Here is a 15,425-nt window from a genome sequence, read left to right as displayed (position 1 = left end):
TGGGGGGGGCCGGCGTGGCCGGTGAATCCGATCGCGGACGGAGTCCGCTCCTACGACCGAGCTTGCCTGGGGGCCATGCACCAGGGCTTGAGAGCGCCCTCTCCCCAACCCTCTCCCGCAAGCGGGAGAGGGAGCTGTCCTGAGTGGGGCTGGGGTCTGGCGCCATCCTTCCACCTCGTCGGCCAGTGCGCCGATGTCACCATGACTGTAGGAGCGAGCTTGCTCGCGAACGGGGTTTGCCGGTGGCGTAGGTGCTGGGTTCAAGAGCGCCCTCACCCCAGCCCTCTCCCGGAGGGAGAGGGGGCCGTTCGGAGTGGCCGGGAAGTCCAGAGTCATCCTGATACTCCTTACCCCCTCGTCATTCCCGCGGACGCGGGACGCGGCTCCATCGCGAACAGCGCTTGCGCTGGCCCGAAGGGGAATAACCCAGTGACTGCGGGGTTCGCGAGCAAGCTCGCTCCTACGAAAAGCAAAAGCGCATTTGCTCTTGGACTTCCAGAGAAACATCCGCGCGCACCGAAACGCCCCTTCAGAAGGCCGAGCGAAACCGGCGCTCAGGAGGTCATGCGACATGGATGTCGCGAGAGCCCCGCGGGCTACAGGGACGTACCCTCGGGGCGGGCCTCCGTGGCGGGGGAGTTCGTGAGGGTAGCCCGGCTCCATCGGGCCCGTATGGCGGGGCAAGCCTTTTTGGTTCCTTTTTGCGGGGGTGGCCTTCCACCGTTTGACAAAAGGGACTCGCCCGAGGGGGCGAAACAAGACGGTCGGGCAGACTCGGTGCGGCGCAGAAACACCCAAACCAAGGCAACTGGGTTCCCGCGTTCGCGGGAATGACGGGGTTGAAGGATGCTGCCTAACCAACAAGCCGCTCAACCATGTAGGACTCATAACGCCCCAGGCCCCCGTGGCACAGGGCACGGACCCGGATCAATAACATCAAGTTATGGTTTTGAGCGAACAAATGTCGTTGGACGCTCGACAGGCGGAACCCTAATTTGAAGACACGCCGCCGTCGCCTTCGACGGCCGCTGTAAAGCCTTGCAGGAGCTTCTGCGCAACGGAAGGGCCGCCCCGCCGGCGGCGGCCGTGATTCTTCCGGCGGTACCGGTGCTACGAGGCCGCAAGGTCCCCCGCAGCAAGACCTTGGCCACAAGAATAAGCATAAGGTGAGGAACGTATGAGTCAGACCGACGATATCCTTTCGGTTCGCAACATCTTCAAGGTCTTCGGGCCGCGCCCTAACGAGGCGATGGAGATGCTGCGCAAGGGCGCTGACAAGAACGAGATATTCCGCAAGTCCGGGCATGTCGTCGGGGTGTTCGATGCCAGCTTCTCGGTCAAGCGTGGCGAAATCTTCGTCATCATGGGCCTGTCCGGTTCCGGCAAGTCCACCATGGTGCGCCTGTTCAACCGGCTGATCGAACCCACCTCCGGCAGCATCCACCTCAACGGCCGCGAGATCACCGGGCTGTCGGACAAGGCCCTGCTCGACGTGCGGCGCAAGGAAATGGGCATGGTGTTCCAGTCCTTCGCGCTGATGCCGCACATGAGCGTGCTGGAGAACACCGCCTTCGGCCTGGAGATCGCCGGGGTAGGGGAGCAGGAACGCCACAGCCGGGCCCGCGAGGCGCTGCGCCAGGTGGGCCTGGAAGGGCACGAGCACAGCTACCCGCACCAGCTCTCCGGCGGCATGCAGCAGCGCGTCGGCCTGGCCCGGGCGCTGGCCAACGACCCCACCATCCTGCTCATGGACGAAGCCTTCTCGGCGCTCGACCCGCTGATCCGCAACGAGATGCAGGGCGAGCTGATGCGCCTGCAGGCCGAGCAGCAGCGCACCATCATCTTCATCTCCCACGACATCGAGGAAGCCATCCGCATCGGCCACCGCATCGCGATCATGGAAGGCGGCCGGGTGGTGCAGATCGGCACCCCCCAGGAGCTGCTGAACCAGCCCGCCAACGACTACGTGCGGACCTTCTTCAAGGGCTTCGACAGCTCGCGGGTGCTCAAGGCCGGCGACGTCGCCGAACTCGACCAGGCGGTGCTCTGCCGGCTCAACGGCAAGGGGCCGCAGCCCAAAGCCGGCGTGCCATACAGCTACCTGGTCAACGAGCGCAACCAGCTGATGGGCGTCATGGGCGCCGAAGCCGGCGCCGCGGGCGAGGCGGGCGCGGGGCACTACACCCTGCACGAGCGGCACCCGGTCTACACCGACACACCGCTGCACGACGTGCTCGACATCGTCGCCGAGCTGCCGTACCCGGTGCCGGTTCTGGACCGCAGCGGCGCGCTGCACGGCACCATCTCCAAGAACCAGCTGTTGCAGACCCTCAGCCGGCACTGAGCGCAGCCTTGCGCAACAGCCGTCCTCGTCATTCCTAGAAGCAGGTAGCGAGCATGTCCGAGTCCAGTTTCCTCGATCCCTTCCAGAACGCGGTCATTCCGCTGGGCGATTTGGTCGAAACCAGCCTGAATTTCCTGGTACGCAATTTCCGCGATGTCTTCCACGCCATTCGCTGGCCCATCGACCACGTGCTCAACGGTTTCGAGTACGTGCTGCAGAGCGTTCCGCCGACGATCGCCATCGTGCTGGCGGCGCTGTTCGGCTGGCAGCTCGCCGGGCCGCGCATGGGCGCGCTGTGCGCCGTCACCCTGACCTTGCTGGGGCTGATCGGCGTGTGGTCCGAGTCGATGACCACGCTTTCGCTGGTGCTGACCTCGGTGCTCTTCTGCGCCGTGATCGGCATCCCGCTGGGCATCCTCTCCGCCCGCAGCGACCGCATCGAGCGCATCGTGCGGCCGCTGCTCGACGCCATGCAGACGCTGCCGGCGTTCGTCTACCTGGTGCCGGTGGTGATGCTGTTCGGCATCGGCAACGTGCCGGGCGTGCTGGTCACCATCGTGTTCGCCGTGCCGCCGCTGGTGCGCCTGACCAACCTGGGCATCCGCCAGGTGCCCGAAGACAAGATCGAGGCGGCCCGTGCCTTCGGCTGCACGCCGCGGCAGATGCTGATGCGCGTCCAGCTGCCGCTGGCCACGCCGACCATCATGGCCGGGGTGAACCAGACGCTGATGCTGTCGCTGTCGATGGTGGTGATCGCCTCGATGATCTCCGTCGGCGGGCTCGGCCAGATGGTCCTGCGCGGCATCGGCCGCCTGGACATGGGCCTGGCCACGGTCGGTGGCGTCGGCCTGGTGCTGCTGGCGATCTTCCTCGACCGCCTGACCCAGGCCATGGGCGAGCGCACCCGTTCCGACCCGAGCCGCCGCTGGTACCACAGCGGCCCGGTGGGCCTGCTGCTGCGCCTGTTCGGCAGCCAGCCGGCGCCGCACAAGGCGGCCTGAACGAGCCGCCACTGCTTTGCATTCATTCTGCCGACCCAACGAAAAGAACAAGAGGTATACAGCGATGCATTTCGAGACGTTCAAGAACAAGCTTGTGCACTGTGCCGCGGCCATCACCCTGAGCGTGGTGTCGCTGTACGGGATGGCCGCTTCGGCGGACAAGCCGGGGGAGGGGGTGAAGGTCACGCCGATCTTCCCGCCGATCGCCGAGGAGCGCTTCCGCGGCGAGCTGGCCATGGCCGGCCTGCGCGAGCTGGGCTACGACGTGCAGGAGCCGAAGGAAACCGAATACGCGGCGATGATGGTGGCGCTGTCCTATGGCGATGCGGACTTCACCGTGCACTTCTGGGACAAGCTGCACGACGCCTTCTACCAGAAGGTCGACGGGCCGCACACGCTGGTCAAGGCCGGCGACGTGATCCCCGGCGTGCTGCAGGGCTACCTGATCGACAAGAAGACCGCCGAGCAGTACCACATCCGCTACATCACCGACCTGAAGAAACCGGAGATCGCCAAGCTGTTCGACACCGATGGCGACGGCAAGGCCAATCTGACCGGCTGCAACCCCGGCTGGGGCTGCGAACTGGTGATCTCCCACCACATGAAGGCCTATGACCTGGAGAACAGCGTCAACGTCAACCAGGGCTCCTACTTCGCCCTGATGGCCGACACCATCGCCCGCTACAAGCAGGGCCAGCCGATCCTCTACTTCACCTGGGTGCCGCAGTGGATCGCCGGCGTGCTGGTGGAAGGCCGCGACGTGGTCTGGCTGGAGGTGCCCAAGACCGACCTGCCCGACGGCAACAACGACGTGAACACCACCTACAAGGGCAAGAACCTGGGCTTCGCCATCGACAAGGTAGAGGCGCTGCTGAACAAGGACTTCGCCGACAAGAACCCGGTCGCGCTCAAGTTCCTTTCTCAGCTGCAGATCAGCGCCGACGACGAAAGCCAGCAGAACCTGCGCATGCAGAAGGGCGAGAACAAGCCGGCCGACGTCCGCCGCCACGCCCAGGAATGGATCGCCGCCCACCGCCAGCAGTGGGACGGCTGGCTGCAGGCTTCGCGCGCGGTCGCCAGCCAGGCCAAGCAGTGACGCCAACGGGTGCCCGCCGCCGGGCACCCGTTCCTCCGATTCCCGATCCCCGTCTGTGGAGCCCCACATGTCGCTCTATTCGTTCGTTCGTGAATTCCGCTTCGAGCAGGCGCCCGCGCACACCCGCGAACTTATGCAGACCTGCCTGCTGGATATCCTCGGCGTCGCCGCCGGCGCCCGCGACAACGCCACCAGCCAGGCGCTGCGCCGTTATGCCTTGAACCACTACCCGGCGGGCGTGCTTTCCAGCCGCCTGCTGTTCGACGGCCGCGCGGTGCACCCGCTGGGCGCGGCCTGGGCCGGCGGCTTCTGCGTCGACAGCCTGGATGCCCACGAAGGCCACTTCACCTCCAAGGGCCACGCCGGCGCCACCGTGGTGCCGGCGCTGCTGGCCCTGGTGGACGCCTGCCGCCAGCAGGGCCGCACCATCAGTGGCGCGGAACTGCTCAGCGCCCTGACCATCGGCTACGAAACCGCCCTGCGCGCCGGCGCCGCGCTCATGGCCACGGCGCCGCAATACCACGCCTCGGGCGCGTTCTCCGGCATCGGCGTGGTGTGCGGCGGCGCGCGCCTGCTGGGCTTCGACGAACAGCAGTTCCGCCACGCCCTGGGCATTGCCGAATATTTCGGCCCGCGCTGCCCGATGATGCGCCTGGTGGACCACCCCTCCATGCTGCGGGACGCCCATGGCGCCGGCGCTTTCGCCGGCCTCAACGCGCTGCTGCTGGCCGAGGCCGGCGTCACCGGGGCCCCGGCCGAGACGGTCGAGTTCGACGAGGTCGCCGGCCACTGGCGCGACCTGTGCCAGCGCTGGGAGATCGATGCCCAGTACTTCAAGCCCTGGCCGGTGTGCCGCTGGGCCCAGCCGGCGCTGACTGCGCTGACTGCACTGATGGCCGAGCACCCGCAGATCCGCGGCGAGAACATCGAGCGCATCAAGGTGCAGACCTTCCACGAATCCATGCGTTTGCAGGGGCACACACCGACCAACGCCGACGAGGCGCAGTACGCCCTGGCCTTCCCGCTGGCGGCCCTGGCCGTGCGTGGCCAGGTGGGGCCGCTGGAGGTGACCGGGGACGCGGTGCACGCCTCGGACATCCTGGCCGTCAGCCAGCGCGTCGACATCGTCGAAAGCGACGAGCTTTCCGCGCGCTTCCCCAACGAGATCCTTTCTCGGGTCTCGGTGTCGCTCAAGGACGGCCAGGTGTTCACCAGCCCGGTGACCGCGGCCAAGGGCGACCCCGCTACAGCCATGAGCCGCGAAGAGTTCCGCGCCAAGTTCGACCTGCTGGCCGGCATCACCCTGGACGAGGCCCTCAGGCAGGAGATCGCCGGGGCGATAGCGGCGCTGCCCGCCAGCGCCGATTGCGAAGGCTTGTTCGGGCTGCTGTTCGAGGCGGCCGGGCAGGGCGCCTGAGCCCCGCGGCCGGGAGGCCATCGTCTGTAGCGATGGCCTTCACCGCAGCGGCCGCCGCCTTGCCCAGCGCCAGGCGGCGCCCTGCTACGGGGCCGGGTTTCTCAGCGCCTGGGTCTGCGCCAGCAGCCACTCGCGGAGCATGCGGATGCCCGTCGAGCCGACCAGGTCGCGGCGGCAGACGAAGTAGTGCTTCCTGTCGTCGGCGAAGTAGGTTTCCTGCAGGGGGCGCACCAGCCTGCCGCTGTCCAGCTGCGGCTGGACCAGGTGCCGCCAGGCCAGGCCGACGCCGACCTCCTGGTGCACCGCATCCATGAGCATGGAGAAGTGGCTGAAGTTCATGGCCTCCCGGCTTCCGGAAACGTCCAGGCCGAACTGCCGCAGCCAGAACGCCCAGTCGATGGGCGCCCACAACCTGGCCTTCCAGTGGCTCGCGCTGAGGTTGAGCAGGGTGGCGTCCAGCAGCCCCGGCAATGTCGCGACCTGGGGATGCTGTTCGAGAAAGCCCGGGGTGCAGACCGGGAACACCTCCTCGGAAAACAGGTACTCGGCCACGTAGCGCGGATGTTCCTCCAGCCCCAGGGTCACCGCTGCGGTGAAGTTCTCCTGGTAGTCGGGGTTGCCTTCGGTGCTGATCAGGTGCAGCTGCAGTTCGGGATATTGCGCGCGCAGCTGCTTCAGCCGCGGCATCAGCCACAGCTGGGCGAAGGCCGTGGTGGTGATCAGGGCGAGATGATCCTGGCCGTTGCGCCGCAACAGGTCGCTGGAGGCATTGGCGATGTGGTGCAGGGCCGACGATGCGGCCAGGTACAGCGCATGCCCGTCGTCGGTGAGCTCGACCTTGCGGTTGCCGCGCAGGAACAGCTTGAGCCCGTAGAAGTCCTCCAGCACCTGGATCTGGCGGCTGACCGCCGCCTGGGTCACGTAGAGCTCCTCCGCCGCCATCTTGAAACTGCCGTGGCGGGCGGCGGCCTCGAAAGTCCGCAGCGCATTCAGTGGCGGCAGCGAATGCCGGAGGTTGCTCATGGGGGCTCACCCGTTATGGAAAGACGCCTGGGCAGTTAAGCAAAACTCAAGCGTGCAGGGCAGTGCTTTCTCGCTTTCCTTCCATTCATGGGTATTTCGATTAACCAAAAGTCAATCGAATGCAGCGCAGAAGTCGTTTGTCGCCGGCCCCCGGCCTGTCGATCATCGGCCTCACACATCCCACTGAGGTGCAAGGCCATGCGATTCGAAAACAGGATTGTCGTGATTACCGGTGGCGCCGGCGGCGTGGGCCAGGCGCTGGTACGGCTGTTCGCCGCCGAAGGGGCCCGCCTGATGATCTCGGACATCAACGCCGAGGACTGCCAGGCCATGGTCGACGAGGCGCGCGCCCTGGGCGCCGAGGCCGAGTGCCTGGCCGGCAACCTGCGCGAGAAGGAGTACTGCGAGGCGATCATCGCCCGGGCGGTCGAGCGCTTCGGCGGCGTCGACATCCTGCTCAACAATGCCGGCATCATTCCCCGCGGCACCGTCGAGGAAACCACCGACGACATGTGGTTCACGGCGCTGGACGTCAACCTGAACGCCGTGTTCTTCCTCTGCCGCGCGGCGATACCGCACATGAAGCGCCGCGGCGGCGGCGCCATCGTCAACACCTCGTCGGTCTGGGGCGTCTACCCCGGCCCCGGGCACGTCGCCTACTGCACCAGCAAGGGCGCGGTGGCCGCGCTGACCAAGAACCTGGGCCGGGACGCCGCGCCCTTCGGCATCCGCGTCAATGCCGTGTGCCCGCATGAGATCAACACGCCGATGATCCGCAGCGGCTTCGAACGCCGTGGCCTGGACCCGCAAAAGGCCATCGAGGAGCTGAACAAGACCGTGCCGCTGGGCCGCATCGCCGAGCCGGAGGACATCGCCGACGTGATCGCCTTCCTGGCCTCCGACCAGGCGCGCTACATTGCCGCGGAAACGCTCGAAGTCACCGGCGCCAAACCGGTTTCGGGCTGAGGAGGCCAGCATGCTGCTCAATGACAAGGTAGCCGTCGTGACCGGCGGCGGACGCGGCATCGGCCGCGGGATCAGCGAGAAACTGCTGGAGGCCGGCGCCCGCGTGCTGGTCGCCCAGCGCCAGCCGCTGGATGAAGACCTGAGCGCCAACCCGCGGGTGGCATGGTGCGAGGCCGACCTGGCCGAGCGCGAGGCGCCCTATGCCATCGCCCGCGCCGTCGAGGCGCATTTCGGCGGCGCCGACATCCTGGTCAACAATGCCGGCTTCATGTTCGAGAAATCCCTCGACGACATGCACGAGGACGATTGGGACCGCATGATGGCCGTCAACCTGCGCGCCCCGGTGTTCCTGGCCAAGGCGCTGCTGCCGCAGATGCGCCGGCGCGGCGGCGGCAGCATCGTCAACATCGGCTCCATCGAAGGCATCGGCGCCAACCCCTGGCATACCGCCTACTGCGGCTCCAAGGCCGGCGTGCATGGCTTCACCCGGGCCATGGCCGTCGATCTGGGACGCGACGGTATCCGTTGCAACGCCATCGCCCCGGGGTGGATCAACTCGGAACTGAGCGACGCCTACATCGACGCCCAGTCGCAACCCGAGCTGGCCCGCGCCGGCCTGCTGAAGCTGCACCCGGTGGGCCGCACCGGCGAGCCCGAGGACATCGGCGGCGTCGCCGTGTTCCTGGCCAGCGACGCGGCGGCCTTCATCACCGGCCAGGTGATAGTCGTGGACGGCGGCCGCACGGCCAAGTTGCCGCTGCCTTTCTGAGGCGCGAGTGGCGCCGGGAAGCCCACCTTGGCGGTGGGCTTTCTTCATTGCGTCGTGCGGTGGTGTTTCGAGTGTGCGGGGCCTGTGATCTGGGATATTTCCCCCCAAAGCGGACGGAGTCCTACGGTTACAGGGAGGCACGGCTTTTCGTAGGATGGCGTTGAGCGAAGCGATACCCATCAGCGCCACCGCATGGGTTTCGCAAGCTCAACCCATCCTACGAAGAGCGCCTCGGAGCGGCCGTAGGAGCGGACTCCGTCCGCGATTCGGATTTCCAGAGGAACCTCCGAGCAGGCCGAAGCGGCGCAAACACACCCAAGAATCAGCGCGCCGCCCAGGCATTGAACCGCTGTTGCAGCTGCTCCCCATGGTCCGCCCAGAAGGCCGCATCCATCGCCAACTGCTTGCCCAGGTTATCCGGCGCGCTGGGCAGATTCTGGCTCTGCGCGGGCGCTATCTGCGCTGCTGCTTCGAGGTTCACCGGGCCGTAGGCGATGTGGTCGGAATAGGCCTTCTGCTGCGGCTCCTGCAGCGCGAACCGGATGAACTTACGCCCTTCCTCGGCGTGCTTGGCGCCCTTGGGAATGGCGTAGGACTCGATGTCGTAGATGCCGCCGTTCCACACCACCTTCAGGTTGCTTTCGTTCTGCACGGCGGAGATGCGCCCGTTGTACGCGGCGCTCATCACCACGTCGCCGGAGACCAGGTATTGCGGCGGCTGCGCGCCGGCTTCCCACCACTGGATGTACGGCTTGATCTCGTCGAGCTTGCGGAAGGCGCGGTCCTGGCCTTCCTTGGTGGCGAGCACGGCGTAGATGTCCTTGTACGGCACGCCGTCGGCCATCAGCGCGTACTCCAGGGTGTACATGGGGCCCTTGCGCAGCCCGCGCTTGCCCGGGTACTTCTTCACGTCCCAGAAGTCGGCCCAGCCGGTGGGCGCGGTCTTGAGCTTGTCGGCGTTGTAGGCCAGCACCGTGGACCAGACGAAGATGCCCGCGCCGCAGGTGTTGATCGCGCCCTTGACCAGCTTGGGCGCCAGGGCGGCGATGGCCGGGTCGTCGCCGATCTCCTCCAGCAGCCCCTCGTCGCAGGCGCGCAGCAGTTCCGGCGTTTCCAGCTCCACCACGTCCCAGGAGACGCTGCCGGTGTCGACCTGGATCTTGACCTTGGCCATCTCGCCGTTGAATTCGTCGGCAATGATCCGGCTGCCGGTCTGCGCGCTGTAGGGCTGGTAGTAGGCCTGCTGCTGCGCGTTCTTGTTCGCCCCGCCCTGGGAGGCCACGGTGAGGTCGGCCAGGGCGTGGGTGGAAAGACACGCGATGGAAAGGGCGATGACGCTGCTCAGAGACTTTGGCATTGTTATGGGCTCCGATGAGTCGAGGGAATGTCCGGTGAGGGCAACGGGCCGGGGGGCGCTGGACTGCGCGCGGCCTGACCTCCAGTTTCCCCAGGGCCCGGGCGCGGCGACATCAGACAGATTTACAATTCGCCAGCAGCTGGTTCATACCTTTGTATGGATTCAACGGCCCGGGGCCGATGCGATCCTCTGATTCGCTGCTGCGAACCCACCTGCCGGAGGCGCCGTGCCGATTTCGATTCAGGACATCCTCGATGACAACGCGCTGTCCACGCGCCTGGTCAGCGGCGCCAGCCACGTCGGGCGGCTGCTGCGCTGGGCCCACGTCTGCGAACTGCCCGACCCCTCGCAATGGCTGGGCGAGGGCGAGCTGCTGATGACCACCGGCCTGGGCATTCCCGCCGACGCCGCGGCGCAGCGCGAGTACATCGAGCGGCTGGCCAGGGCCCGCGTGGCGGGGCTGATGATCGGCGAGAACATGCACGCGCCCAGCGACATGGAAGTGCTGTTCGATACCGCCATGCAGCTGGATTTCCCGCTGCTGCTGACGCACAGCTCGGTGCCGTTCTCGGCGGTCGCCCGGGCGATCATCGATGCCAGCAAGCAGGAGGAGCAGGAGCGCCGCAGCGCGGTGGCGCGCATCTACGAAAGCGCGCGCATGGGCCTGCGCCACGTCGGCGTGGAGTTCCTGCTGCAGCGCCTGGCGGCGGACTTGCGCACCCAGCTTTACCTGTTCGACGCCGCCTCGCTGGAGCCCTGGCATGCGGGCCTGGCGCCGCTGCCGGCGCACTGGCGGGCGGCCCTGGGCAAGCGTGCGAACACCACGACCACCGTCACCCGCCATTCGACGGAGGAGGGCGACGCCCTGGTCATGGCCCTGCCTTCGGTGCCGGCCTGCAAGATTCTCGCCTGCGGCGGCGGCCTGGTGGATTACGGCCTGCTGCACCACGTGACGGCGGTGCTGGGCATCGAGCTGGAGCGCCAGCAGGTCGAGCATGAGCGCCTGCTGCGCCAGGGCTGGGAGTTGCTGGATGACCTGTTGCAGCAGCGCCTGAGCGAGCGGCCCGCCCACGAGCGCCTGGGCGCCCTGGGCTACCCCGTCGGCCAGGCGGTCTTCGCCGTTGCCCGTTGCCAGGCGGATTTGCCCGAGCGCTGGTCGCAGCGGCTGCACTTGCAGGGCGTGGCGTTATTGTCGCGCGTGCAGGGCGAGGAACTGATCCTGCTGCTGGCCTCGGACGCGGCGGCGGAGCAGGTCCAGCAGGTGCTCGGCTGCCCGCTGGGGCTGTCCAACCCGCTGGGGCACTCGGGCCGCACCCCGGAGGCGCTGCGCGAGGCGCGCCTGGCTCTGGCGCATACCTCGGCCAGCCGCCAGGTCGCCTATTACGGGCGGGCTTCCGGTGAGCTGCTGTGGCTGCCGTCCAGCCTGGAGGAGGCCCAGCTGGTCTACCGCCGCGCCCTGGGCGCCCTGGCCGATTACGACCAGCAACAGGGCGCGCAGCTGCAGCACACGCTGCAGGTGTTCCTCGAACAGAACCGCTCCTGGCAGAAGACCGCCGAGCGGCTCAACGTGCACCGCCAGACGCTGGTCTACCGCATCCGCCGCATCGAGGAGATCACCGGCCTCTCGCTGGATTCCACCGAGGACGTCGCCGTGTTGTGGATCGCCCTGCGCGCGGCGGACATCGCCGGCCTCAAGGCATGATCACGAAGCTCTTGCGCAGGGTTTCGCGGATGTCCCAGGTGCCGTGACAATTCGCCGGGAACAGGATGGCGTCGCCGGCGCGCAGTTCGATGGGCTCGCCCTCGTCGGGGATGAAGAAGCCGTGGCCGCTGATGAAGTGGCTGAACTCGCGCTCCATGACCTGGCGGCGGAAGCGCCCCGGGGTGCATTCCCACACGCCGGTCAGCAGGCCGCCCTGGCCTTCGGCGGCGTAGGTGGCGGCCTCGGCCACCGGCGTGCCGACCGGCGCCTTGGCCGGCACGCCGGCGGGCAGCGGGAAGCGGGCGGTATCGGGCAGATGGATCAGGTGCTGCATCGGGGGTCTCCTTGCCTGTTCAGGCGCTCTTGTCTTCCAGGCCCACGGGGGCGAATTTGCTCAGCCTGAGGTCGAGCCAGGACGGCTTGCGGTTCTGCGCCTCCTGCTCCTCCTTGCGCTGCACCGCGCCGCGCACCAGCAGGCCGCCGAAGTAGCGGATGGGCTCCGGCGGGAAGCTCTTGGGCCGGCGCCCCACCAGGCCGCAGCGGCTCCATTCGTCGTTGCGCCCCAGCACCAGGCTGGCGAGGATGCGCCCGCCCAGGCGGCTGGGGCCGACGCCGTTGCCGCTCCAGCCGATGCCGTAGAAGATGTGCGGCGCGCCTTCCAGGTGGCCGAACACCGGCATGCTGTCGTAGGTGCGGTCGATGGGGCCGCACCAGGCGTGGCTGATGGGCTCGTCGGCGAGGTTGGGGTAGGTGCGGCGGAAGTCTTTCTCGGTCTCTTCGCTCAGCCGCGGGTTGTCGTCGAAGCTGGCGTCGATGCGGCTGGCGTAGTTGATCATGCCGGTGCCCTTGCCGAAGGCGATGCGGCCGTCCTGCGTGGTGCGGTAGAAGTCCACCATCAGCTGCGAATCGGTGATCGACTCGCCGCCGGTCCAGCCGATCTGTTCCAGGCGCCGGGGGATCGGGTGGGTCGCCACTATGGTGCTGGTGACCGGCAGGACGACGCGGCTGAGTTCGGGGATCTGCGCGGCCCAGGCATTGGTGGCCAGCACCACGCGCCGCGCCGTGACCGAGCCCGAGGGCGTGCGCAGCACCGCCGGTTCGCTGCGCTGGATGTCGTCCACGGGCGTGTTCTCGAAGATCCGCACGCCTTTCTCCAGCGCCACCCGGCGCAGGCCGCGGGCGAGGCGGGCGGGCTGCACGGTGGCGTTGCTGGCCTCGATCACGCCTTCCAGGTGCTGGCGCGAGCCGGCGCGGCGCTGCACTTCGTTGTCCGGCAGCGAGCGGAAGACCTGCTCGCCCAGGCTTTCGCAGGTGCGCTGCACGCCTTTCCAGGCGCCGCGCTGGGCGTCGCTGGTGGCGGTCCACAGCCAGCCGCCGCGGCGGAAGTGCGCGTCGATGCCGTGCTGCGCGCAGAACTCGCCGATCTCGCCGATGTTCGCTTCCGAGGCGCGGGCCAGGCGCAGGGCTTCTTCCTTGCCGCACTGCGCCACCAGCGAGCTGATCTTCGGCCACCAGGACATCACGAAGCCGCCGTTGCGCCCCGAGGCGCCGCCGCCGCAGATGTCGCGCTCGAGGATCACGATCCGGCACTGCGGTTCGAGCTCCAGCAGGCGCAGCGCCGTCCATAGCCCGACGAAGCCGCCGCCGATGATGGCGACGTCGACGCTGAGGTCCTCCCGCAGGGGCGCGGTCGGGGTGAGTTCGTCGGCAATTTCCTGGAGCCAGAGGGAGCGTTTCATGGCGAGAGCCCATGGGTTGTTGTTTCCCATAATCTCGCCGAGCGGCGCTGGCCTACCCATCGTGCATTTCTAACGATTTGGCGGCGGGTTTTCATACAAACATACGAACCCGGCGCTGAGGCCAGGGTGCCCCGGCCACGGCGCTCTTCGCAGGATGGGGTGAGCGAAACCCATGTGGCCGTGGCGATGGGTATCGCTTCGCTCCACCCATCCTGCGTTGCCCGTCTTCACTCGCCGGAACCCTGGAGGTTCCGGCGCGGCGGGTTCAGAACAGCTTGAGGAAGTTGAGGTAGAAGCGCGGCGCCTTGCCGTTGTCGTCGTCCAGCTCTTCGGCCGAGACCTTGCGCGTCAGCGGGAAGGCCAGCTCGGGCGACACGTACATGTCCTTGAACACCTGCAGGTGGGCGCCGACGCCGGCCGAGGACAGGCTCTCGGCGCTGACCCAGCTCGGCTCCTCGCTCCACACCTTGCCGAAGTCCCAGAAGGCGTAGTACTGCGTGGGCACCTCGTGGTCCCTGAAGGTGTGCAGGCGGTTGTACTGCAGCTCGACCTTGCCGGCGAAGCCCTTGTCGCCGGTGATCTCCGACGGGTCGTAGCCGCGGCCGAACTCGCTGCCGCCCACGCCGAACTGCTCGGGGCTGAGCAGCGGCTGGCCGAAGGAGGTCTGCGCGGTCATCGCCAGGTACAGGTTGAGGCCGTCCATGATCTTCGACAGGTCCTGCAGGCGCTGGGCATCCAACTGCAGCTTGGTGAAGTCGGTCTCGCCGCCCTCGCGCGAGGGGTTGGCGCGGTTTTCGCTGCTGGCGCCCATGATCTTCAGGCCGCGGCTCAGTTCCGCCTTGACCAGGTTCTTGCCGCCGTAGGCATCGAAGAAGTCGTAGCTGGCGCCCAGGCGCAGGGCGCGGATGCGGTCGTCGCTGGAGGGCGGGTTGTGCGGGTCGTCGAGGTACTCGGACTTGCCGTTGAACCAGGTGAAGGCCGCCGAGGTCTTGAAGGTCTCGTCGCGCTGGCGGATCCACGGCCGGGTGATGCGCACGGCGAAGGTGTCGCCGGAGCTGTTGGCGTTGAGGAAGGAGTAGGTGTCGGCGTGGCCGTCGTTGTGCTGGGCGAGGAAGCTGAGCACGTCGCCGCGGTTGCCGACCGGGAGTTCGTACTGGCCTTCGAAGAAGGTCATCTTGTTGCCTTCCACCGATTTGCCGGCGCGCACGCCCAGGTGGTCGCCGTGGCCGGTCAGGTCGTTGACGCCCACCCCGCCGTACACCTGCCAGGGGCCGAAGTAGCGGCTGTCGCGGTTGTCGAAGCCGAAGAAGCCTTCGTACTTGCGCTGGGTGTTCTCCACCAGCAGGTCGGTGCCTTCGGCGACCGGCGAGGGGACGAAGGTGCCGCGGCTCTGGTTGCCGGACACGTCGTTCATCAGCAGCAGGTTGCGTTCCAGCGTGGCGCTCTTCACCGGCACTTCTTCACGGATGTTGCCGGCATACCCTTCCAGCGCCTTGTTGCTCGGCCCCTGGAAGGTCACCTGGTTGATCCGCCCCTCGAAGACGTGGATGACCAGGTTGCCGTTCTCCAGGCGTTGTTCGGGCACGTAGGCCTTGGCCAGGAGGAAGCCGGCGCGGCGATAGCGCTGGGTGATGATGTCGGCCACGGCGTTCGCTTCGGGCAGCGACACCCTGTTGCCTTCCAGGCGCGCGAGCAGTGGTGCGAAGGTGGCGGGCGGGTAGCTGGTCACGCCGCTGAGGGTGACCTTGGCGACCTTGAAGCGGGTCTCGCCGCCGGGCAGCGCGGTCATCTCGGCAGGGACGTTCTCCGCGCTCGGGGTGACCACCGTGTCCGGCAACTGCAGCGTGGCGGGCATCTCGGTGGGCGCGCTGCGGTGCCCGGAGGCGTCCGGCACCTCGACCCGCCCGGGGTTGAGCTGGCCGAGCGGGGCGGCCTGCAGCGCGGCGCTGGCGAACAGGCCGGAGCAGACGGCCAGGGCGAGGATGCTCAGTTTCGACGGAAGCGGTTTCAT

Annotated in this window: 12 protein-coding genes; 7 read left to right on the top strand and 5 right to left on the bottom strand. The window is 67.6% G+C overall.

The genetic code is table 11. The features are described 5' to 3' along the window. The first annotated feature begins 1,177 nt into the window (after positions 1 to 1,177). From QSJ95_RS19550 to QSJ95_RS19535, 4 genes are all read left to right on the top strand, one after another. Positions 1,178 to 2,344 carry a quaternary amine ABC transporter ATP-binding protein gene (locus QSJ95_RS19550; RefSeq protein WP_281688080.1) on the top strand — a complete coding sequence of 389 codons (1,167 nt, stop codon included), beginning with the start codon at positions 1,178 to 1,180 and terminating at the stop codon, positions 2,342 to 2,344. Between the two features lie 53 nt (positions 2,345 to 2,397). After that, positions 2,398 to 3,345 carry a glycine betaine/L-proline ABC transporter permease ProW gene (gene proW / locus QSJ95_RS19545; protein WP_285644686.1) on the top strand — a complete coding sequence of 316 codons (948 nt, stop codon included), beginning with the start codon at positions 2,398 to 2,400 and terminating at the stop codon, positions 3,343 to 3,345. 64 nt (positions 3,346 to 3,409) lie between these two features. Beyond that, on the top strand, positions 3,410 to 4,441 hold the full coding sequence (gene proX / locus QSJ95_RS19540) for a glycine betaine/L-proline ABC transporter substrate-binding protein ProX (protein WP_285644683.1): 1,032 nt from the start codon (positions 3,410 to 3,412) through the stop codon (positions 4,439 to 4,441). Positions 4,442 to 4,508: 67 nt separating this feature from the next. Continuing rightward, positions 4,509 to 5,858, top strand: coding sequence for an MmgE/PrpD family protein (locus QSJ95_RS19535; RefSeq protein ID WP_285644681.1), 1,350 nt, complete (start codon positions 4,509 to 4,511; stop codon positions 5,856 to 5,858). Between the two features lie 84 nt (positions 5,859 to 5,942). Here QSJ95_RS19535 and QSJ95_RS19530 read toward each other — a convergent pair whose 3' ends face one another. Next, positions 5,943 to 6,881 (bottom strand): LysR substrate-binding domain-containing protein, encoded by a 939-nt coding sequence (locus QSJ95_RS19530; protein WP_285644679.1) that lies wholly within the window; start codon positions 6,879 to 6,881, stop codon positions 5,943 to 5,945. A 198-nt stretch (positions 6,882 to 7,079) separates the two neighbouring features. On the opposite strand from QSJ95_RS19530, the gene QSJ95_RS19525 reads away from it, so the two are divergent. After that, positions 7,080 to 7,847: an SDR family NAD(P)-dependent oxidoreductase gene (locus QSJ95_RS19525; RefSeq protein ID WP_285644677.1), complete on the top strand. Its 768-nt coding sequence runs from the start codon at positions 7,080 to 7,082 to the stop codon at positions 7,845 to 7,847. Between the two features lie 10 nt (positions 7,848 to 7,857). Then, positions 7,858 to 8,616 (top strand): SDR family NAD(P)-dependent oxidoreductase, encoded by a 759-nt coding sequence (locus QSJ95_RS19520; protein WP_285644675.1) that lies wholly within the window; start codon positions 7,858 to 7,860, stop codon positions 8,614 to 8,616. Positions 8,617 to 8,938: 322 nt separating this feature from the next. On the opposite strand, the gene QSJ95_RS19515 is transcribed toward QSJ95_RS19520, so the two are convergent. Then, positions 8,939 to 9,973, bottom strand: a complete 1,035-nt coding sequence (locus tag QSJ95_RS19515; RefSeq protein WP_043273827.1) for an ABC transporter substrate-binding protein — start codon at positions 9,971 to 9,973, stop codon at positions 8,939 to 8,941. Positions 9,974 to 10,199: 226 nt separating this feature from the next. Here QSJ95_RS19515 and QSJ95_RS19510 point away from each other — a divergent pair, with 226 nt between their 5' ends. Continuing rightward, on the top strand, positions 10,200 to 11,675 hold the full coding sequence (locus QSJ95_RS19510; protein ID WP_285644672.1) for a PucR family transcriptional regulator: 1,476 nt from the start codon (positions 10,200 to 10,202) through the stop codon (positions 11,673 to 11,675). Here QSJ95_RS19510 and QSJ95_RS19505 read toward each other — a convergent pair. The 3 genes from QSJ95_RS19505 to QSJ95_RS19495 form a co-directional block, all read right to left on the bottom strand. Continuing rightward, complete coding sequence (locus tag QSJ95_RS19505) at positions 11,665 to 12,009, bottom strand: cupin domain-containing protein (protein WP_009620142.1); 345 nt, start codon at positions 12,007 to 12,009, stop codon at positions 11,665 to 11,667. The genes QSJ95_RS19510 and QSJ95_RS19505 overlap by 11 nt on opposite strands. 19 nt (positions 12,010 to 12,028) lie before the next feature. Continuing rightward, positions 12,029 to 13,414 (bottom strand): NAD(P)/FAD-dependent oxidoreductase, encoded by a 1,386-nt coding sequence (locus QSJ95_RS19500; protein ID WP_009620144.1) that lies wholly within the window; start codon positions 13,412 to 13,414, stop codon positions 12,029 to 12,031. Between the two features lie 265 nt (positions 13,415 to 13,679). After that, a complete protein-coding gene (locus QSJ95_RS19495) occupies positions 13,680 to 15,425 on the bottom strand; it encodes a ShlB/FhaC/HecB family hemolysin secretion/activation protein (protein WP_285644666.1) in 1,746 nt (581 codons plus the stop codon).

It is taken from the genome of Pseudomonas sp. NBRC 100443, from assembly GCF_030268185.1.
GTDB lineage: Bacteria > Pseudomonadota > Gammaproteobacteria > Pseudomonadales > Pseudomonadaceae > Pseudomonas > Pseudomonas citronellolis.
Note: the sequence above shows the minus strand (reverse complement) of the source record. Positions and strands in the feature narration are given on the sequence as shown.